At 48.4% G+C, this 14285-nt stretch carries 20 protein-coding genes; 19 read left to right on the top strand and 1 reads right to left on the bottom strand.

Annotation, left to right across the window (positions count from 1 at the left end; translation table 11 throughout):
* The first annotated feature begins 49 nt into the window (after positions 1-49).
* Together BN2684_RS10765 and BN2684_RS10760 are read left to right on the top strand one after the other, a co-directional pair.
* A complete protein-coding gene (locus BN2684_RS10765; protein ID WP_058302160.1) occupies positions 50-562 on the top strand; it encodes an NUDIX hydrolase in 513 nt (170 codons plus the stop codon).
* Between the two features lie 323 nt (positions 563-885).
* Entirely contained in the window at positions 886-1731 is an 846-nt protein-coding gene (locus BN2684_RS10760) for a hypothetical protein (protein WP_058302159.1), read from the top strand.
* On the opposite strand, the gene BN2684_RS10755 is transcribed toward BN2684_RS10760, so the two are convergent.
* Positions 1732-2319, bottom strand: a complete 588-nt coding sequence (locus BN2684_RS10755) for a hypothetical protein (RefSeq protein WP_148449943.1) — start codon at positions 2317-2319, stop codon at positions 1732-1734. It abuts the gene before it with no gap.
* 432 nt (positions 2320-2751) lie between these two features.
* Between BN2684_RS10755 and BN2684_RS10750 the strand changes: the two genes are divergently transcribed.
* From BN2684_RS10750 to BN2684_RS10680, 17 genes are all read left to right on the top strand, one after another.
* Positions 2752-3462: an HAD family hydrolase gene (locus tag BN2684_RS10750; RefSeq protein WP_058302157.1), complete on the top strand. Its 711-nt coding sequence runs from the start codon at positions 2752-2754 to the stop codon at positions 3460-3462.
* A gap of 55 nt (positions 3463-3517) precedes the next feature.
* Entirely contained in the window at positions 3518-4042 is a 525-nt protein-coding gene (locus tag BN2684_RS10745; protein WP_058302156.1) for a GIY-YIG nuclease family protein, read from the top strand.
* 62 nt (positions 4043-4104) lie between these two features.
* Positions 4105-4587, top strand: coding sequence for a hypothetical protein (locus BN2684_RS10740; protein ID WP_058302155.1), 483 nt, complete (start codon positions 4105-4107; stop codon positions 4585-4587).
* 21 nt (positions 4588-4608) lie between these two features.
* On the top strand, positions 4609-4809 hold the full coding sequence (locus BN2684_RS23890) for an HAD hydrolase-like protein (RefSeq protein WP_082651884.1): 201 nt from the start codon (positions 4609-4611) through the stop codon (positions 4807-4809).
* Between the two features lie 32 nt (positions 4810-4841).
* Positions 4842-4973 (top strand): hypothetical protein, encoded by a 132-nt coding sequence (locus tag BN2684_RS25185; RefSeq protein ID WP_262360920.1) that lies wholly within the window; start codon positions 4842-4844, stop codon positions 4971-4973.
* 108 nt (positions 4974-5081) lie between these two features.
* Positions 5082-5543 (top strand): GNAT family N-acetyltransferase, encoded by a 462-nt coding sequence (locus BN2684_RS10735; RefSeq protein WP_058302154.1) that lies wholly within the window; start codon positions 5082-5084, stop codon positions 5541-5543.
* A 14-nt stretch (positions 5544-5557) separates the two neighbouring features.
* A complete protein-coding gene (locus BN2684_RS10730) occupies positions 5558-5956 on the top strand; it encodes an RDD family protein (protein ID WP_058302153.1) in 399 nt (132 codons plus the stop codon).
* A gap of 238 nt (positions 5957-6194) precedes the next feature.
* Positions 6195-6695: a dTDP-4-dehydrorhamnose 3,5-epimerase gene (gene rfbC, locus BN2684_RS10725; protein WP_199825313.1), complete on the top strand. Its 501-nt coding sequence runs from the start codon at positions 6195-6197 to the stop codon at positions 6693-6695.
* A gap of 62 nt (positions 6696-6757) precedes the next feature.
* Complete coding sequence (locus BN2684_RS10720) at positions 6758-7045, top strand: hypothetical protein (protein WP_058302152.1); 288 nt, start codon at positions 6758-6760, stop codon at positions 7043-7045.
* Positions 7046-7212: 167 nt separating this feature from the next.
* Positions 7213-8349, top strand: a complete 1137-nt coding sequence (locus BN2684_RS10715) for a cysteine desulfurase family protein (RefSeq protein WP_058302151.1) — start codon at positions 7213-7215, stop codon at positions 8347-8349.
* 108 nt (positions 8350-8457) lie between these two features.
* Positions 8458-8976, top strand: a complete 519-nt coding sequence (locus tag BN2684_RS10710) for a PRC-barrel domain-containing protein (protein ID WP_058302150.1) — start codon at positions 8458-8460, stop codon at positions 8974-8976.
* 7 nt (positions 8977-8983) lie between these two features.
* On the top strand, positions 8984-9187 hold the full coding sequence (locus tag BN2684_RS10705) for a hypothetical protein (protein ID WP_058302149.1): 204 nt from the start codon (positions 8984-8986) through the stop codon (positions 9185-9187).
* Between the two features lie 199 nt (positions 9188-9386).
* Positions 9387-10460: an AI-2E family transporter gene (locus BN2684_RS10700; RefSeq protein WP_234340216.1), complete on the top strand. Its 1074-nt coding sequence runs from the start codon at positions 9387-9389 to the stop codon at positions 10458-10460.
* Between the two features lie 327 nt (positions 10461-10787).
* Positions 10788-11048, top strand: coding sequence for a FeoA family protein (locus BN2684_RS10695; protein ID WP_262360916.1), 261 nt, complete (start codon positions 10788-10790; stop codon positions 11046-11048).
* A complete protein-coding gene (locus BN2684_RS10690; protein WP_058302147.1) occupies positions 11045-11770 on the top strand; it encodes a FeoB small GTPase domain-containing protein in 726 nt (241 codons plus the stop codon). The genes BN2684_RS10695 and BN2684_RS10690 overlap by 4 nt, the downstream gene beginning before the upstream one ends.
* Before the next feature lies 1 nt (position 11771).
* Positions 11772-13148 (top strand): nucleoside recognition domain-containing protein, encoded by a 1377-nt coding sequence (locus BN2684_RS10685; protein ID WP_058302540.1) that lies wholly within the window; start codon positions 11772-11774, stop codon positions 13146-13148.
* Positions 13149-13229: 81 nt separating this feature from the next.
* Positions 13230-13976, top strand: a complete 747-nt coding sequence (locus tag BN2684_RS10680) for an SGNH/GDSL hydrolase family protein (protein ID WP_058302146.1) — start codon at positions 13230-13232, stop codon at positions 13974-13976.
* The last annotated feature ends 309 nt before the right edge of the window (positions 13977-14285 follow it).

The raw sequence follows: 14285 nt of genomic DNA, 5'->3' as shown, positions 1-14285 counted from the left end.
CAGGCAATAGCGATCAAAGAGACTACTTCGAGAAAGAAGGTTCATCCGGATGGAATTACTGGCTATTCCGGGAGTGGGCGGTATTATTGAAAAGGTTTTAAATGGAGAACATTATATCTTGATCCAAGAAAGGTCTAAGGATGATGCTTTAGTTGAGCAGGGATTAATTGAAATACCTGCTGGGAAAATTCGTCAGTTTGAAAATGTATTTGATTGCTTGCGAAGAGAAATCAAAGAGGAGACCGGTCTTGATGTAATTGAAATTGATGGTGAGAATGATTCGGAAGTCATGGAAATTAACGGATACAAGGTAATCAACTACTCCCCTTTTAATTGTGCACAGAACATTCAGGGGTATTATCCCGTGATGGTCCAAATTTTTATATGCAGGGTTACTGGACAATTATTAAATCGTTCAAATGAATCCAAAAATATTAGGTGGATTTCTATAAATGAATTAGAGAAAAAACTAATAAATTCCCAAGAACAGTTCTATCCGATGCACTTAGTAACACTTAGAAAATATCTAAATTCAATAAAAGAAAATAGAATATCATCATAAAGGAAGAAGCATATTTACTTAGGACGTTACAAACTAAGGCCGAAAATCGATGCTGGCAATTGGATCAAGGTGGTCAAACCCGATCACTCTTTTGTATTGCCTCTTGGTTCCCTAAGCTATTAAAAAGCTCGCTGGCTTTGATCCATCACTTCGCGGATTTGAGTAGAAGAGGACCCGAAATGTGAACAAACGCAGAAAGAAGTGAGGTGGGGTTGTAAAAGGACGCACTTTTTTCACTTGATAAGATGCGGCCGACGAGAGCTGTCAAGCGAGCCCCCTCTCGATCGGGTGCAACTCTATCACTACCGTGAGGTGAAAAAAGGATGTATACCAGTTCAACCTTTCAGACGAAGGAAAGTGGCCGGTACAGCTACAATGCGTTCGTGATCCTGAACAAAAGTCCGCAATATTTAACTGGAAACACCGACCCGGCTTATCAAGCCAGCGTCATTTCGTCCAACTTCGCCACCCTCCGCAACGCGTTCAAGGAACAACTGACCCAGCGCCAATACGATGCGATCGGTACTGTTCTTACTTATGTCATGTCCCTGAACGCGGCGGACCGCATGAAGCTCCTCGAATACCGATTCGAGGGCTCGGGGGTTTACCAGGGCGGCGATCCCGCCAACCCTTCCTCGATCGATGCTAATGTTAGCCGGATCTCGGTAGATTTCCGACAAAAAAACGGGCAGCATAATACGGCCTGGGGGACCTTTGTTCCCGCCGCTAAATTTCACGAAGGGAACGGGCTCTACGGAGCGATGAGTGTGATCTACCGGAATGGCGACATCATCGGCATTTTCCAACGGGCCAGCACCTTACCTGACAAGATGGAAGTGGCCGATACCTTGAAGCCTGGCTCTTACAAATTCGTGGTCGGCATTCACCCCATGAGCGGCGGAAGCAGTGCCTACAAAGCGTTGAATCTTTACAAGCTCGGTACTACCGACCGGACCTTACCCGCCTTGATCGACAACACGCCCGACGGGGCTTCCGGTACGGTCAGCGGCATCAATTCCCACAAGGGCTTTAACTATGAGCGCGGCTCTGAAGGCTGCCAGACCATTACCCAATTGGATTACGATGCCTATATCGCTCTGTTTACCACGGGCGAGTCGGGAACCTTCATCATCCAGCATCAGGTCAGCATCAACCCCGCCGACTATTGATCAGTTGAAACGCGAAAACGAGGCCATCGCCCATTTCCCGTTCACCTTTTGCATGTGCAGGAACATGACCTGGATCGGGCCAACGTCGCTTAAGGTCGACGCCTTCCGATAAACCGTCAGTTCCACCACCGCTTCTGTCTGGTTCGCTTCAATCGGAGCCGTTCCCGCTGACAGGATGAGCTCGTCACTGTTTAGCGCCAGCATCGGGTTCGAATAGTCCACGGCCTTCAGAATCTGCTCCTCCCGGCTATCCTTCGGCTTCGTAATCGGCAGCGAGGACTTGAGCTCCTTCATCACGTCGAAGAGCAAACCGCTGCTGTCGAACAGTTGAGTCGACTTATCCTGGAGGAGCAAAAGGTCGCTCCGTGTCTGCTCCAGCTCGGCAAGCTGCGCCTTTAAATCGGCAATCTCCTTGTTCAGTTCCGCGACCTGCTGCTCCCCTTGATTCGGAGCGACCGCAGAGGAAGCCGTCGTTTGCACAGTCGGTGAAACTGACTCGGTACGGTAGGGCTGCTTCTCTTCACAAGCAACCAACACAAAACACAGTGCAGCCAAAGCACACCAAACCAAACTTCCCTTACCCCTCATTTCCTTCCCCACCTTTTGGTACTGATATCAAGTAAACGTCATTCGAACTCAAAAAGTTACCATTATATAAGAGAAGGCCCAAAAATATCACCAAATTATTTTTTTATTCCAGTTAGCCTCGCGCAAAACAAGAGACCTTTCGCCGGGGGGCGACGCAAGGTCTCTTGTCCATTTTATGAAGATGGAATCGGCATAACCCAATTCATTATGAAAGGCGTTCTTTCGTATCCTCTTGAGCGACAGGAGGGAATGAAAGAGGTATCGGGGCTATCGCCCTTCGTTTATCAGATGTATAATCATGGAAGATGACTCAGACAACACAAGACCCAGCCTCAGATAGGAGCTATCTAAGGCTGGGTTTTGTCGTGAATACGAGTAAGGGCAGCAGAATTTCCTGCTTGTATGATTTTGCAACTCAGGAGGTTGAACTAGTTGAGTGGGTTTTTATTGTGGGATTTTGATGGAACTTTAGGGTACAGAATAGATGGCCATCACGGTCGAGCTTGGAGCATGTCGATGCTTGAAGCAATCAAAGATAAAGATCCAGAGACAGAAATAACACTTGAAGACATTGGTGCCTTTCTGAGAAGTGGTTTTCCATGGCATGAACCGGATGTTGAGCATACTCATTTACATACATCTGAACGATGGTGGGCACCTATTAGGGGGCTGTTCCAGAGGGGTTATCAAAAACTCGGTTATTCCGAATCACAGTCGGAACAATTAGCTGTAGATGCCCAATCGAGATATCTAGATCTTAAAACTTGGCAGCTATTCGATGATTCACTGCCGACATTAAAAGTCCTGAAGGATTTTGGTTGGAATCACATCATCGTTTCAAACCATGTTCCAGAACTCAGAAGGATTACAGATTATCTGGGATTAGGGAATTTCGTTTCTGATATCATAAATTCTTCTGAAGTTGGTTATGAGAAGCCAAATCCTGCGATCTATAAGCTGGCTTTGGAAAAAACTTCGAGGAGCAATCCTGTGTGGATGATTGGAGACAACATTCATGCGGATGTTTTAGGGGCCGAACAAGTAGGGATTAAAGGCATATTAGTCAGACACAGCGATAGCAGAGCCAAGTATCAATTTGATAACTTGAATGAATTAAAGGACTTTCTTGTAGCAAATTCATAGAGGACAGGAATTTCGGCTAACACCGTCAGAAACATTCGTTAAGAAGGTGAAATTAATGAATAGCATGGATGAAATCAAAGCGATATTGATGAATACTATCATTCTCGCAAGAGACGCCGAACAATACGTACCAGGCCAACCGGGGGTTTATTGTATAGCAATCAGCGATGTAAATCTGCTGACAGATCCATTTCGAACGGAATTAATCACTCGAAACCATAAAATCCTATATGTGGGTCAAGCATCAAACAGCTTACTCGAAAGACTTGTTCATCAAGACTTAAGACATAAAAGTCCAGCATCCTTTTTTAGAAGTATTGGAGCTGTAATCGGATATCGACCAGTAAAGGGTTTTTCAAAGAATTACAAATTCTCAGTGGAAGACACAATGAAAATAATTAATTGGATTAACGTAAATTTATTTGTCAGTTGGCATATTGTGGATAAGGAGTTACTTGATGTGACAGAAAGAGCTTTGATAAATGATTTGAAGCCAATAATGAATATTAAAGACAATCCATATAAATTAAAGGAACTTCAAGATTTGCGAAAGCAATGCAGGCAGTTTGCATCTCAATAATGGCGATGAAGGGTTTCACCTCTTGGTAGCTAGATGGATAAACACAGAGGATAGGTGATTAATTGAAAAATCGAATTTTTACTGTAATATCTGTTGCTCTAAATGTTCTTTTAATCACATACGTATTTTTGAAGGCGGATCGATTAGCAGATTTCTATTCGAATTCTACTCTTGAAGTTCAGAACAATTTAGTTCAATTAGAAAGTGCTCTTGATTATCAGATGAAAAATAAATGGGAAGATGAAAATCATGTAGTCGAAAAAATCGAAGATGTAAGAGAAAGTATCCATAATCTGATGGTTACAGGAAAAGATTTGGGAGTAATATCAAAGAATCAAGAAGACGATTTATGGAATTTGTATTGGTATTTTACGAATTATCCAACGTATACAGGCTTTCCTGATCAAAAGGTAACGGATAAAGAAGTGAATGAATTAATAGATTTAAGGGATCATCTGAGATCAGCTGGGTGGGGAGCGAATATTAGCTATAGTAGTGACTGGGAGAGCTTTTCAGAGAAAATAGGTACCTTACTTAAGAATTAATGCCATATAACCTCTCGGGTTATGAATACATTGAATTGTTCGCCGCAAGAAGCATTATTTGTTGGAGACAGTCATGCAGATATCGAAGCTGGCAAAAGAGCTAACGTATTAACAGCTGGAGTAAATTGGTTGGATCATTCGCATGGCAGTGAATTCTTGATGAAACCTGATTATGAATTCTCGAGAATCATTGATTTTATTAATGACGTGATTGAAAGCTAATCGAAGGAAGGATTTTTTAAGGAGAAGAACAAATGACAGTTCACGAGACTATTAAACAACGGGAACGTGAAGACGAAACAAAGATCATTTCGGAAGCGAAAGAATATGGTTTTCGTGAAATGGATACAAAGCCAATAGGTATTCATTTTGGAGAAGGTTCATAGCAAGTACTATCTGGATAAAGGCGGGATAAAATTTGAAGAGTTGGAAACAGCTCCGATAATAAATTTGATGAAGATGTAATCAGATAAGAAAGAAGGTGAGGTTCATTCATGGGAATTACGATAAACCTGGTATCATCCAATGAGATCGGTTCCGTTATAAAACTTGTTAAGGATTCGTTTGATACACAGGTCTCACCTAACTACGCTCCTGAAGGTATTCATGAATTTTATAAATACATAGATTTGAATGCAACGAATGAAAGACTATCCAATGGTCATCAGATTTATGTTGCATCTTCGGATGAGTTAATGGTTGGCATAATCGAAGTGAGAAATATGAATCACATTTCTATGTTGTTTATTCATAATGACTTTAGAGGTCTTGGAATAGGAACTGCTCTGATTAAGTACATTGTCGATCGTTTTCGAATTCAGAACGTTAAGACCATCACAGTCAATTCTGCACCCAATTCAGTGGACTTTTATAGAAAACAGGGATTGCGCTGTATGGAGGAGGAGAAGACAATAAACGGCATTAGATTTACAAGAATGATGATAGAGATTATGTAGGGAGCGAACAAGGTATGAAAGCGGGCTTTTGGATTCGACTCGGAGCAATGCTGCTAGATGCGATTATTATCGGTATACCCTTGAGCATTCTTTCTTCTGTAATGACTGGCGGTTATTCAAGTGATGAATACTTAACAGATCTCTTGTCCTTTTTGTACTCTTTGCTGGTTCCGATTATGTGGGATGGATACACCATTGGAAAGCGCATCTGTGGGATCAAAATCAGAAAAGTCTTTGACCATTCCTCACCAGGGTTCGGAACCATGTTATTACGCAACGTAATTGGAGGAATTATATATGGACTAACCTTTGGGATTGCTGTAATCATCAGTGCGTTTATGGTTGGACTTCGAGAAGATAAACGATCGATTCATGATTTTATTGCGGGAACGGAAGTCGTTTACGACAAATAAGGGATCCCGTGCATCCTTAATGAAAATTTATTCCGGAAACTAGCTGTCCAAACTGCAAGTTATGGCAGTATCATTATCCTGTCATCAGCGACGACTATGCTACGGAATGGTTTGCTAGTCATTAACGATAAACAGCTTACTATTCCATGGTGGAAGTCATGGTAAGTCATAATCTGGAGGAATCCTTGTATGCTTAACGTTACACTGACGAATTTACCAGGGGTCCTGATACTCGAGTATGAAAAGCATGTGGATACGAGAGGTGGCTCCTATCCCCCTTTTTTCAGATCGAGAGCTACATGAAGCGGGAATTGATACGCATTTTGTTGAGGAGAATGTATATTGTCCTGTAAAGGCGGGCACCTTATACGGCATTCACTATCAAAACCATCCAATGGCACAAACAAAGCTAATATATTGTACCAAAGGAAGCGGACTCGATTATGCCATTGATTTAAGGAAAGATTCAGCCACTTATAAGCAGTGGGCATGTGTGGAATTATCCGCGGAGAATCGGAAGCAGTTCTACATTCCCACAGGATTTGGTCATGCCTTTCTCTCGTTGGAAGATCATACGAATGTCGTAATGAAAATTGACCACTATTTTCACCAGGATTATAGAAGAGGAATCGCATGGAATGACCCGGATCTATGCATCCCGTTCCCGATCGACAAGCCTTTGCTCGCACAGCATGATCTAGAAGCCCCCTTTTTGAAAGAGAGTGATTGTAATCTGTAATTCTTAATGCCAACCCTACACGTTGAAGCTCACCCGGCCAGCAGTCGCGGTGAGCTTTTTTCGTGAGAGAGGGGAAAGAAGAATTTAGGGAAAGGTTTCGCAAGAAAGTGGATAGAGCTTTTGGACGGCTGCTTGACTATCAGGTGGAATTACCTCCTACCCTAGCGGAAGCCAAAAGGTTTGCTGAAGAGTATGCCGATTTTTCAAGGAATCACGAGAGAATCATCTTTACCATTGAAAATTTGAATGGGGATAACGTTGGGGGGATCAACCTTAGCGGTATCTATCATAATGAACTTCTCTTTGGGTTGACGAAAGAAGAATTTGAACACTCCGTTTATGGAGAATAGGGATTTAAGCTATGAACTGTCGATGAAAGTTGTGCAATTGATCATGGCCCATGTTACCTTTTTATTGATTTTGGGAAAAAATGATGAAATCGTACTTGATTGGGGTTCCGGAAAAGGAGTATCATAAAATTCAATCTGACACAATTCAATTTCGGAGGTATTTCTTGATGGGAACGACCATTTACCTTGACCATGCGGCTGCTACGCCTATGCATCCAGAGGCGCTCGCACGCATGCTTCCTTATATGACAGAACAGTACGGAAATCCTTCGAGCATCCATTCCTATGGCCGTGACGCCTTAGCCGCCGTCACGGAAGCCAGAGAGACCCTTGGCGCCGCCCTGAATGTTTCGGGACGGCGCATCCTATTTACAAGTGGAGGCACGGAAAGCGACAACCTCGCCATTCTCGGCCTTGCGGCCCGCAACCAGAATGCGGGTCATGTCATTACGACCGGCACGGAGCACCATGCGGTGCTTCATGCCTGCGAGCGCCTCGAACAGCTGGGCGTTCAGGTGACGTATCTGCCGGTGGACAAGACCGGCCGGGTAAACCCGGAGGAGGTCCGCCGGGCCATCCGGCCGGACACCTTCCTGATCACGATCATGCTCGCCAATAACGAGACCGGGACGCTTCAGCCCATTGAGGAGATCGGAGCGATTGCGCAGGAGGCGGGGGTTCTCTTCCACACGGACGCCGTACAAGCCTTCGGCACCGTCCCTCTGGATATGCGTCGGCTGCCAGTTGATCTCATGAGCTTATCCTCCCACAAGATCGGAGGGCCTAAGGGAGTCGGAGCCTTGTATGTCGGAGATAAGGTGCTGCTCCAGCCGCTGCTTTACGGCGGAACTCAGGAGCGGAATCGACGGGCGGGGACGGAGAATGTTCCCGGAATCGTCGGCTTTGGAGCAGCCGCTGCGCTCACGGCTTCTCGACTTGCCGAGAAACGTGCTTATTTGGAGAGCCTCCGCGAGCTTCTGCTTGGAGAGCTGAGCCGGTTGCTTCCGACGGGAGCCTTTCTCATAAACGGACATGAAACCGAGCGGCTGCCGCATATCCTGAACGTCAGCTTTCCCGGGGTATCGGCGGAGACGCTGCTCATGAATCTGGATCTCGCCAGCGTCTGCGCGGCGAGTGGTTCCGCTTGCACCTCCGGTTCGCTGGAGCCTTCCCATGTGCTGACTGCCATGGGCATGGACAAGTCCTGTGTAAGCTCGGCCATCCGTTTCAGCTTCGCTCCGGTGACAACGAAAGAAGAAATCGTCCGTGCGGCAGAAATTGTTGCAACCTTTGTCTGCCGATAAACGTAAGTAAATAAAACGGCTCTTTTTTTGGTACAGGAATGAAATCCCGGCGAGTTGGCTAAGCTAGAGGGAGAATTCTCCAGCCATTCGCTTAGGGAGGGATACCGGTTGTTCAAGGGTCGCGATCTGGTCGGTCTTCCCGTCATCGAGGTGGCGACAGGGCAAAAAATCGGAACCGTGCAGGACCTCATGTTTGATCATTGGACCACCTGCTGCTTGCTCCTCGAAACGCGCGTCTGGTTTAAAGCGCCGAGGGCGGTCGAATGGGTGGAAGGGGTCTCCGTAGGCGAGGATGCCGTTATCCTGCCGCGCGGGATGGTCGTGAAGGAATGTCCGGAAGGCTCGGATACCACATTCTTTCTCTTAAGGGACCGTAAAATCACCGGCCTTCCCGTTCTGTCAAGAAATGGACAAGAATTAGGTGTCATTGAAGATGTTTACATTGCATCGGAATTGGATAAAAGAATACTAGGCTTCGAATTGTCGGAAGGGTTTCTGTCCGATGTGAAGGAAGGGCGCAAGTGGCTGCCTTTTCCGAACAAGATCACATTCGGCAAAGATGCTGTAATCGTCCCGGTGCAGAGTCACGGGGAACTTAAACCGCTCACTACTCAGGAGATAGGGTGATCCAGGAATGCGTTGTCCAAATTGCAATTCCAAAGATATCGGCAAGATTGGCTCCCATCAATTTTATTGCTGGGGATGCTTTATTGAATTGACGGTTAACGGAGAAAAAATGTCGGTGTATCAGGTTGAGGAAGACGGAACCCTCAGCTCTCTGGATGACCTGTTCTTCGAAGACGTCCAAATCCTGCCTCAGATGCAGGCCAACGGTTGATTGAACCGAAGGGAAGAAAACCATTGAAACGCCAAGCGCTCGGTTTCTGAAAGATGGCTTGCCTTCGTGCAAACCGGTTTTCAGAATCCGGGCGTTTTTGGATTTGCGAACGATTCCACTTTGCCAGAGATCGGGATTAACCGGACAAGATTCCACATATACTGTAAAGCAGGCCAGTCTGTCTGCCGGAGGTGGGAATGTGGATTCTTTTTTTAACAACCGTTGGTTCAAAGCCTTTGTGATGATTCTGCTCGGGCTGCTCATCGTCTTCATGCTCGTGCAGATCAAACCCCTGCTCATGTCCATTTATCATTTTCTAAGCGCCGTCTTGGCGCCTTTCCTGGTGGCGATGATCATCTCCTATGTGCTCAATCCGATCGTCTGCCTGCTGAATGAGCGCTCCAAGGTCCCACGCAGCATCGCGGTCCTGTTGATCTATGCCCTCTTCATCACCTCGTTTGCCGTCATTATGGCCAACCTCATTCCGATGTTCGTCCGGCAGTTGACGGAGCTGAACGAGCATCTTCCGCAATTCACGGCCAAAACTCAAAATTTGATCGCCCAATACAACGATAACCGCTACATTCCAGAAAGCGTTCGCGCCGGGATCAACCGTTCTCTCACAAAGCTGGAATCGGGCATCTCCACCGGGATATCCGGGTACATCGACCGCATCGGGACGACCTTGAACACCGTGTTTCTCGTGTTCATCATCCCGTTCCTGGCGTTCTACATCTTGAAGGATTTCCAAGGAATTCAACGGGGCATTCTCACCTTCGTCCCCAAGAACCATCGTCGTCTAACCATCCGTCTTCTCTCGGAAGTGGATGATGCGCTCGGCAGCTATGTGCGCGGCCAGTTCCTCGTCTGCATCATCGTCGGAGTTCTATCTTGGCTTGGCTATTGGCTCGTGGGGATGCCGTATCCGTTGCTTTTTGCCTCTGCGGTCGCCTTGACCAACATCATTCCTTATCTCGGGCCTTATTTCGGCGCGGCTCCGGCCATCCTGTTCGCCCTGACCCTCTCCTGGAAAATGGTGCTGTACGTCGTCATCGTCAACTGGCTCGTTCAGCTCCTGGAAGGCAATATCATCTCTCCTCAAGTGGTCGGGCGCACGCTTCACATGCATCCACTGACGATTATTCTGGTACTCCTTGCAGGCGGTGAAGTGGCAGGCGTGCTCGGCTTGATCCTGGCCGTTCCGTTCTACGCGGCAGTGAAGGTGCTGGTTCAATATTTATTTCAATATTACATCCGCAGAAGAACGGTTTAGTCCGCCAGCGAATAAGGTGATAAGGCGAACGCTTGGAGTAGCCCGAGCTGCTGCAGATGGGATAAATTCATCGAAAAAGCTTTGATAACTAATATCATTACAATAAAATAATTTTAAGTATTTTTTTGCTTTAAGGAAAAATAGTGTTGTACAGGCAAAAAACATTTGATAAGATCATAGTGTAGAAATGGGCACGGAAATTACGATTATTGGAATTAACCGCATTAGGATGTCCGGTGGCGAATCTTGGTTTTTTTTAGGCAAAATGTTTCCCTAGGTAAAAATTTTATCTGTCCAGAAAAATAAATGGAAGGAAGTGGACGAATCTTGTATTTATCAGCAGAAGCAACAAAACTGTCCTCCGCGATTACCGGACAACGATTTCGCATAACCGGAATGTCGGTTGAGGGGGTCCTGCGGCGCAGGCTGCTTGATCTCGGATTCGTTCCCGGGGCGATCGTGGAGGTATTGCAGAAGAGCCCGTTAGGAGATCCGGTGGCATACCGGGTGCGAATGATGACCGTCGCGCTGCGAAGGGAAGAAAGTGACCGAATTTACGGCACCGTCGAAGAGGGGGGAGAAGCATGAACCGTTACTTGATCGCGCTCGCCGGCAATCCGAATACCGGCAAGAGCACGCTGTTCAATGCGCTTACCGGCATGAGGCAACATACCGGGAACTGGGCCGGGAAAACCGTCGTCCGAGCAGAAGGAACCTTCACCTTCGGGGATTCGGAGTTTCGCTTGGTGGATCTGCCGGGAACCTATTCGCTGTTCTCCAATTCAACAGATGAAGAGGTGGCGCGCGACTCGATCATCCTGGAAAAGCCGGACGCTACCATCGTGGTCGCGGACGCCACCTCTCTGGAACGGCATATGAACCTCGCTCTGCAGGTGATGGAGATGACAAATCGGGTGGTGCTCGCAGTCAACCTCCTAGACGAAGCGGAGAAGCTCGGCATCACCGTCGATATCGGCAAGCTGGAGGGCCGGCTCGGAATACCGGTAGCCGGGATATCGGCTCGGAAGAAGAAGGGGCTGAACGAGCTGCTGCATAAGGTGGAGGGGGTCGCATCCGGCCGAATCGTTCCTGTGCCGCGCCAGGTCTCCTATAGCGCAGAAATCGAGAAAGCCATCGAAAAGCTCGTGCCGAAGGTGAGAGAACTGCTTGGAGACGAATATCCGGCTCGTTGGCTCGCTCTGCGGATTCTAGACGGGGATCACGGCCTGTTGGATACCCTCGTTCGGGAAAAGCCCGAAAGGAAACGTTCCGGGGAGGTGCTGACCCATGCCGAATCCGTCTGCCATTAAGATGGAGCAGTTGAAGGATTTCGCGAAAGAAGCCGTTCCGGAAGGACAGGAGCCGTTTCGGGACCGGCTCGTCGGGGATATCTATGCCGATGCGAATGCCATCTGTGAGGGAGCGGTTACCGTCCGCGACCGCAGCAAGCTCTCCGAGACTTACCGGCTTGACCGAATCGTTACGTCGCCTATATGGGGTTATCCGATCATGTTCGTCATGCTCGGGATCGTCTTCTGGATTACGATCGCAGGCGCCAATGTTCCCTCCGCTCTGATCGCGGACGGGTTCGGATGGCTGGAAGGCTACATCACCTCCGGCTTTCAGGCACTTCATGCTCCCGATTGGCTGCATGGGATACTGGTGCTCGGCTTTTACCGGGGAACCTCCTGGGTGGTCAGCGTCATGCTGCCGCCGATGGCGATCTTTTTTCCCGTCTTCGCCTTATTGGAGAACTTCGGGTATCTCCCGCGCGTGGCGTTCAACATGGACCGGCTGTTCAAGAAATCAGGGGGGCATGGCAAGCAGGCGCTGACGATGTCGATGGGCTTCGGCTGCAATGCGGCGGCCATCATGTCGACACGGATTATCGAATCTCCCCGCGAACGGATTCTCGCCATCCTGACCAACAACTTCGTGCCCTGCAACGGGCGCTGGCCTACCCTGATCCTGCTCGCCTCGCTCTTCATGGCGGCCGGAGCCTCTGGGGGAGGAGCCAGTCTTCTGACGGCAGCCGTAGTCATGGGGATGGTTCTCCTGGGCATTGCCGTGACGCTTGGCGTATCCTGGACACTCTCTCGGACGGCACTGAAAGGCATCCCGACCCACTATACCCTGGAGCTTCCGCCTTACCGGAGACCGCAGATTCTGAAGACGATCCTGCTCTCCTCCCGCGACAAGTCCTGGGCGGTACTGAAGCGCGCTGTCATCGTAGCGGCCCCTGCGGGCGTTCTGACCTGGATTCTCGGCAACGTGATGGTAGGCGGGACCAGTGTTCTCGATCACATGGCGGCTTTTTTCGATCCGTTCGCTCATCTGATCGGACTGGACGGCTACATCCTCATGGCGTTTATTCTCGGTCTGCCGGCCAATGAAATTGTGCTGCCGATCCTGCTCATGGGGTACCTGTCCTCAAGTGCGATGGTCGATGTCGACGGGCTGTCCGGAATCAAGGAGATCTTCGTCGCGCATGGCTGGACGTGGCTGACCGCGCTCAACATGATGCTGTTTTCCCTCCTGCATTATCCTTGTGGGACGACGCTGTTCAACATCTACAAGGAGACCAAGAGCGCGAAATGGACCACCTTGTCCGCTCTCATTCCGACCGGGATCGCCGTAGTGGTCACCTTCCTGGTGGCTCAGGCCGCTAGACTTTTTGGATGGGTGTGATTTCGGCAATTGACTGTCTGCCGTAATGATCCGTATAATAAAGAGTGGAGAATTTTCTCTCGGAGAGGAAGGAGACCGGTTATGGGCCAATCCGTCAAAGACAGTTCCTATAAATTCATCGTAACAGGGGATTCCATCTCCAAGGGAGTCATTTACGACGACATCAAGGGCAAGTACCGAGTGCTCGAGAACAATTACGTCTCGATTCTTCAGAACAAGCTGAAGGGCATGGTGCGCAATACGGCCCGGTTCGGCAATACCCTGATCAAGGGAGCTGGACGCCTCAAATCCGATGTACAGAGCGAGAATCCGGATATTGTACTGATCGAATACGGAGGCAACGACTGCGATTTCAATTGGAGTGAAATTGCGGATGACCCCGGACGGGATCACAGCCCGAAGACGGACTTCCATCTCTTCGAACAGATGCTGAAGGAAACGATCAGCTATCTGAAGAGCAACAAAATCATTCCGGTCCTCATGACCCTCCCGCCGCTCAATGCCGAGCGCTATTTCAAGTGGGTTAGCAACAACAACCCGCTGGCGGAGAAGAATATCATGGAATGGCTCGGAAGCGTAACGAAGATCTACTGGTGGCAGGAGCGGTACAACTCCATGGTCATCAAAGTCGCTGAGGAGACTCGGACCAAGTGGATCGATATTCGCGGAGCGTTCCTGCAGGATCCGGATTACAGCAAATACCTGTGCGTGGACGGCATTCATCCGAATGAAGAAGGACATCGCATCATTGCCGACAAGGTACTGGAATATGTGGGCAGCCGCTACTCCTTCCTGCTGAAGGATGGCTCGGGTCTGGAACCGGCGTGATCCCTAAGATTGACATTTATCCGGCGGACCGCTATAATTTTATCATTCATGCCATACCTGAAATCGCAGATGAAACCCATGTGGTCATTGCCCGTCCGGCAGAGAGAAAGCCTCGGCCCGGAATACGGATAGCGGTTGTCCTCCCAGGAAGTGAAGGAGGAGCTGCAAGTTCGTCCGGCCGGCTGAAAAGGCTTTTCGGCGAAGAATGCCCGCGCCAGTTTTGGAGTGTGAATTCCCTTCACCGGGTGGACCCGTTAACGTCCTCATAAGGAGACCGGACTGACGTCGCACCGAAGGGTGACGGCCGAT

This window comes from Gorillibacterium timonense (assembly GCF_001457415.1).
GTDB classification, from domain to species: Bacteria; Bacillota; Bacilli; order Paenibacillales; family NBRC-103111; genus Gorillibacterium; species Gorillibacterium timonense.
The sequence above is the reverse complement of the archived record's forward strand: the minus strand, read 5'-3'. Positions and strand labels throughout refer to the sequence as shown.

Excerpts from the sequence above, each read along its gene's own strand:
- BN2684_RS10755 (WP_148449943.1), bottom strand. The coding sequence starts at position 2,319 with ATGAGGGGTAAGGGAAGTTTGGTTTGGTGTGCTTTGGCTGCACTGTGT.
- BN2684_RS10765 (WP_058302160.1), top strand. The coding sequence starts at position 50 with ATGGAATTACTGGCTATTCCGGGAGTGGGCGGTATTATTGAAAAGGTT.
- BN2684_RS10705 (WP_058302149.1), top strand. The coding sequence starts at position 8,984 with ATGCGTTGTCCAAATTGCAATTCCAAAGATATCGGCAAGATTGGCTCC.
- BN2684_RS10715 (WP_058302151.1), top strand. The coding sequence starts at position 7,213 with ATGGGAACGACCATTTACCTTGACCATGCGGCTGCTACGCCTATGCAT.
- BN2684_RS10735 (WP_058302154.1), top strand. The coding sequence starts at position 5,082 with ATGGGAATTACGATAAACCTGGTATCATCCAATGAGATCGGTTCCGTT.
- BN2684_RS10745 (WP_058302156.1), top strand. The coding sequence starts at position 3,518 with ATGAATAGCATGGATGAAATCAAAGCGATATTGATGAATACTATCATT.
- BN2684_RS10690 (WP_058302147.1), top strand. The coding sequence starts at position 11,045 with ATGAACCGTTACTTGATCGCGCTCGCCGGCAATCCGAATACCGGCAAG.
- BN2684_RS10680 (WP_058302146.1), top strand. The coding sequence starts at position 13,230 with ATGGGCCAATCCGTCAAAGACAGTTCCTATAAATTCATCGTAACAGGG.
- BN2684_RS23890 (WP_082651884.1), top strand. The coding sequence starts at position 4,609 with ATGAATACATTGAATTGTTCGCCGCAAGAAGCATTATTTGTTGGAGAC.
- BN2684_RS10760 (WP_058302159.1), top strand. The coding sequence starts at position 886 with ATGTATACCAGTTCAACCTTTCAGACGAAGGAAAGTGGCCGGTACAGC.
- BN2684_RS25185 (WP_262360920.1), top strand. The coding sequence starts at position 4,842 with ATGACAGTTCACGAGACTATTAAACAACGGGAACGTGAAGACGAAACA.
- BN2684_RS10685 (WP_058302540.1), top strand. The coding sequence starts at position 11,772 with ATGGAGCAGTTGAAGGATTTCGCGAAAGAAGCCGTTCCGGAAGGACAG.
- BN2684_RS10730 (WP_058302153.1), top strand. The coding sequence starts at position 5,558 with ATGAAAGCGGGCTTTTGGATTCGACTCGGAGCAATGCTGCTAGATGCG.
- rfbC (WP_199825313.1), top strand. The coding sequence starts at position 6,195 with ATGAAAAGCATGTGGATACGAGAGGTGGCTCCTATCCCCCTTTTTTCA.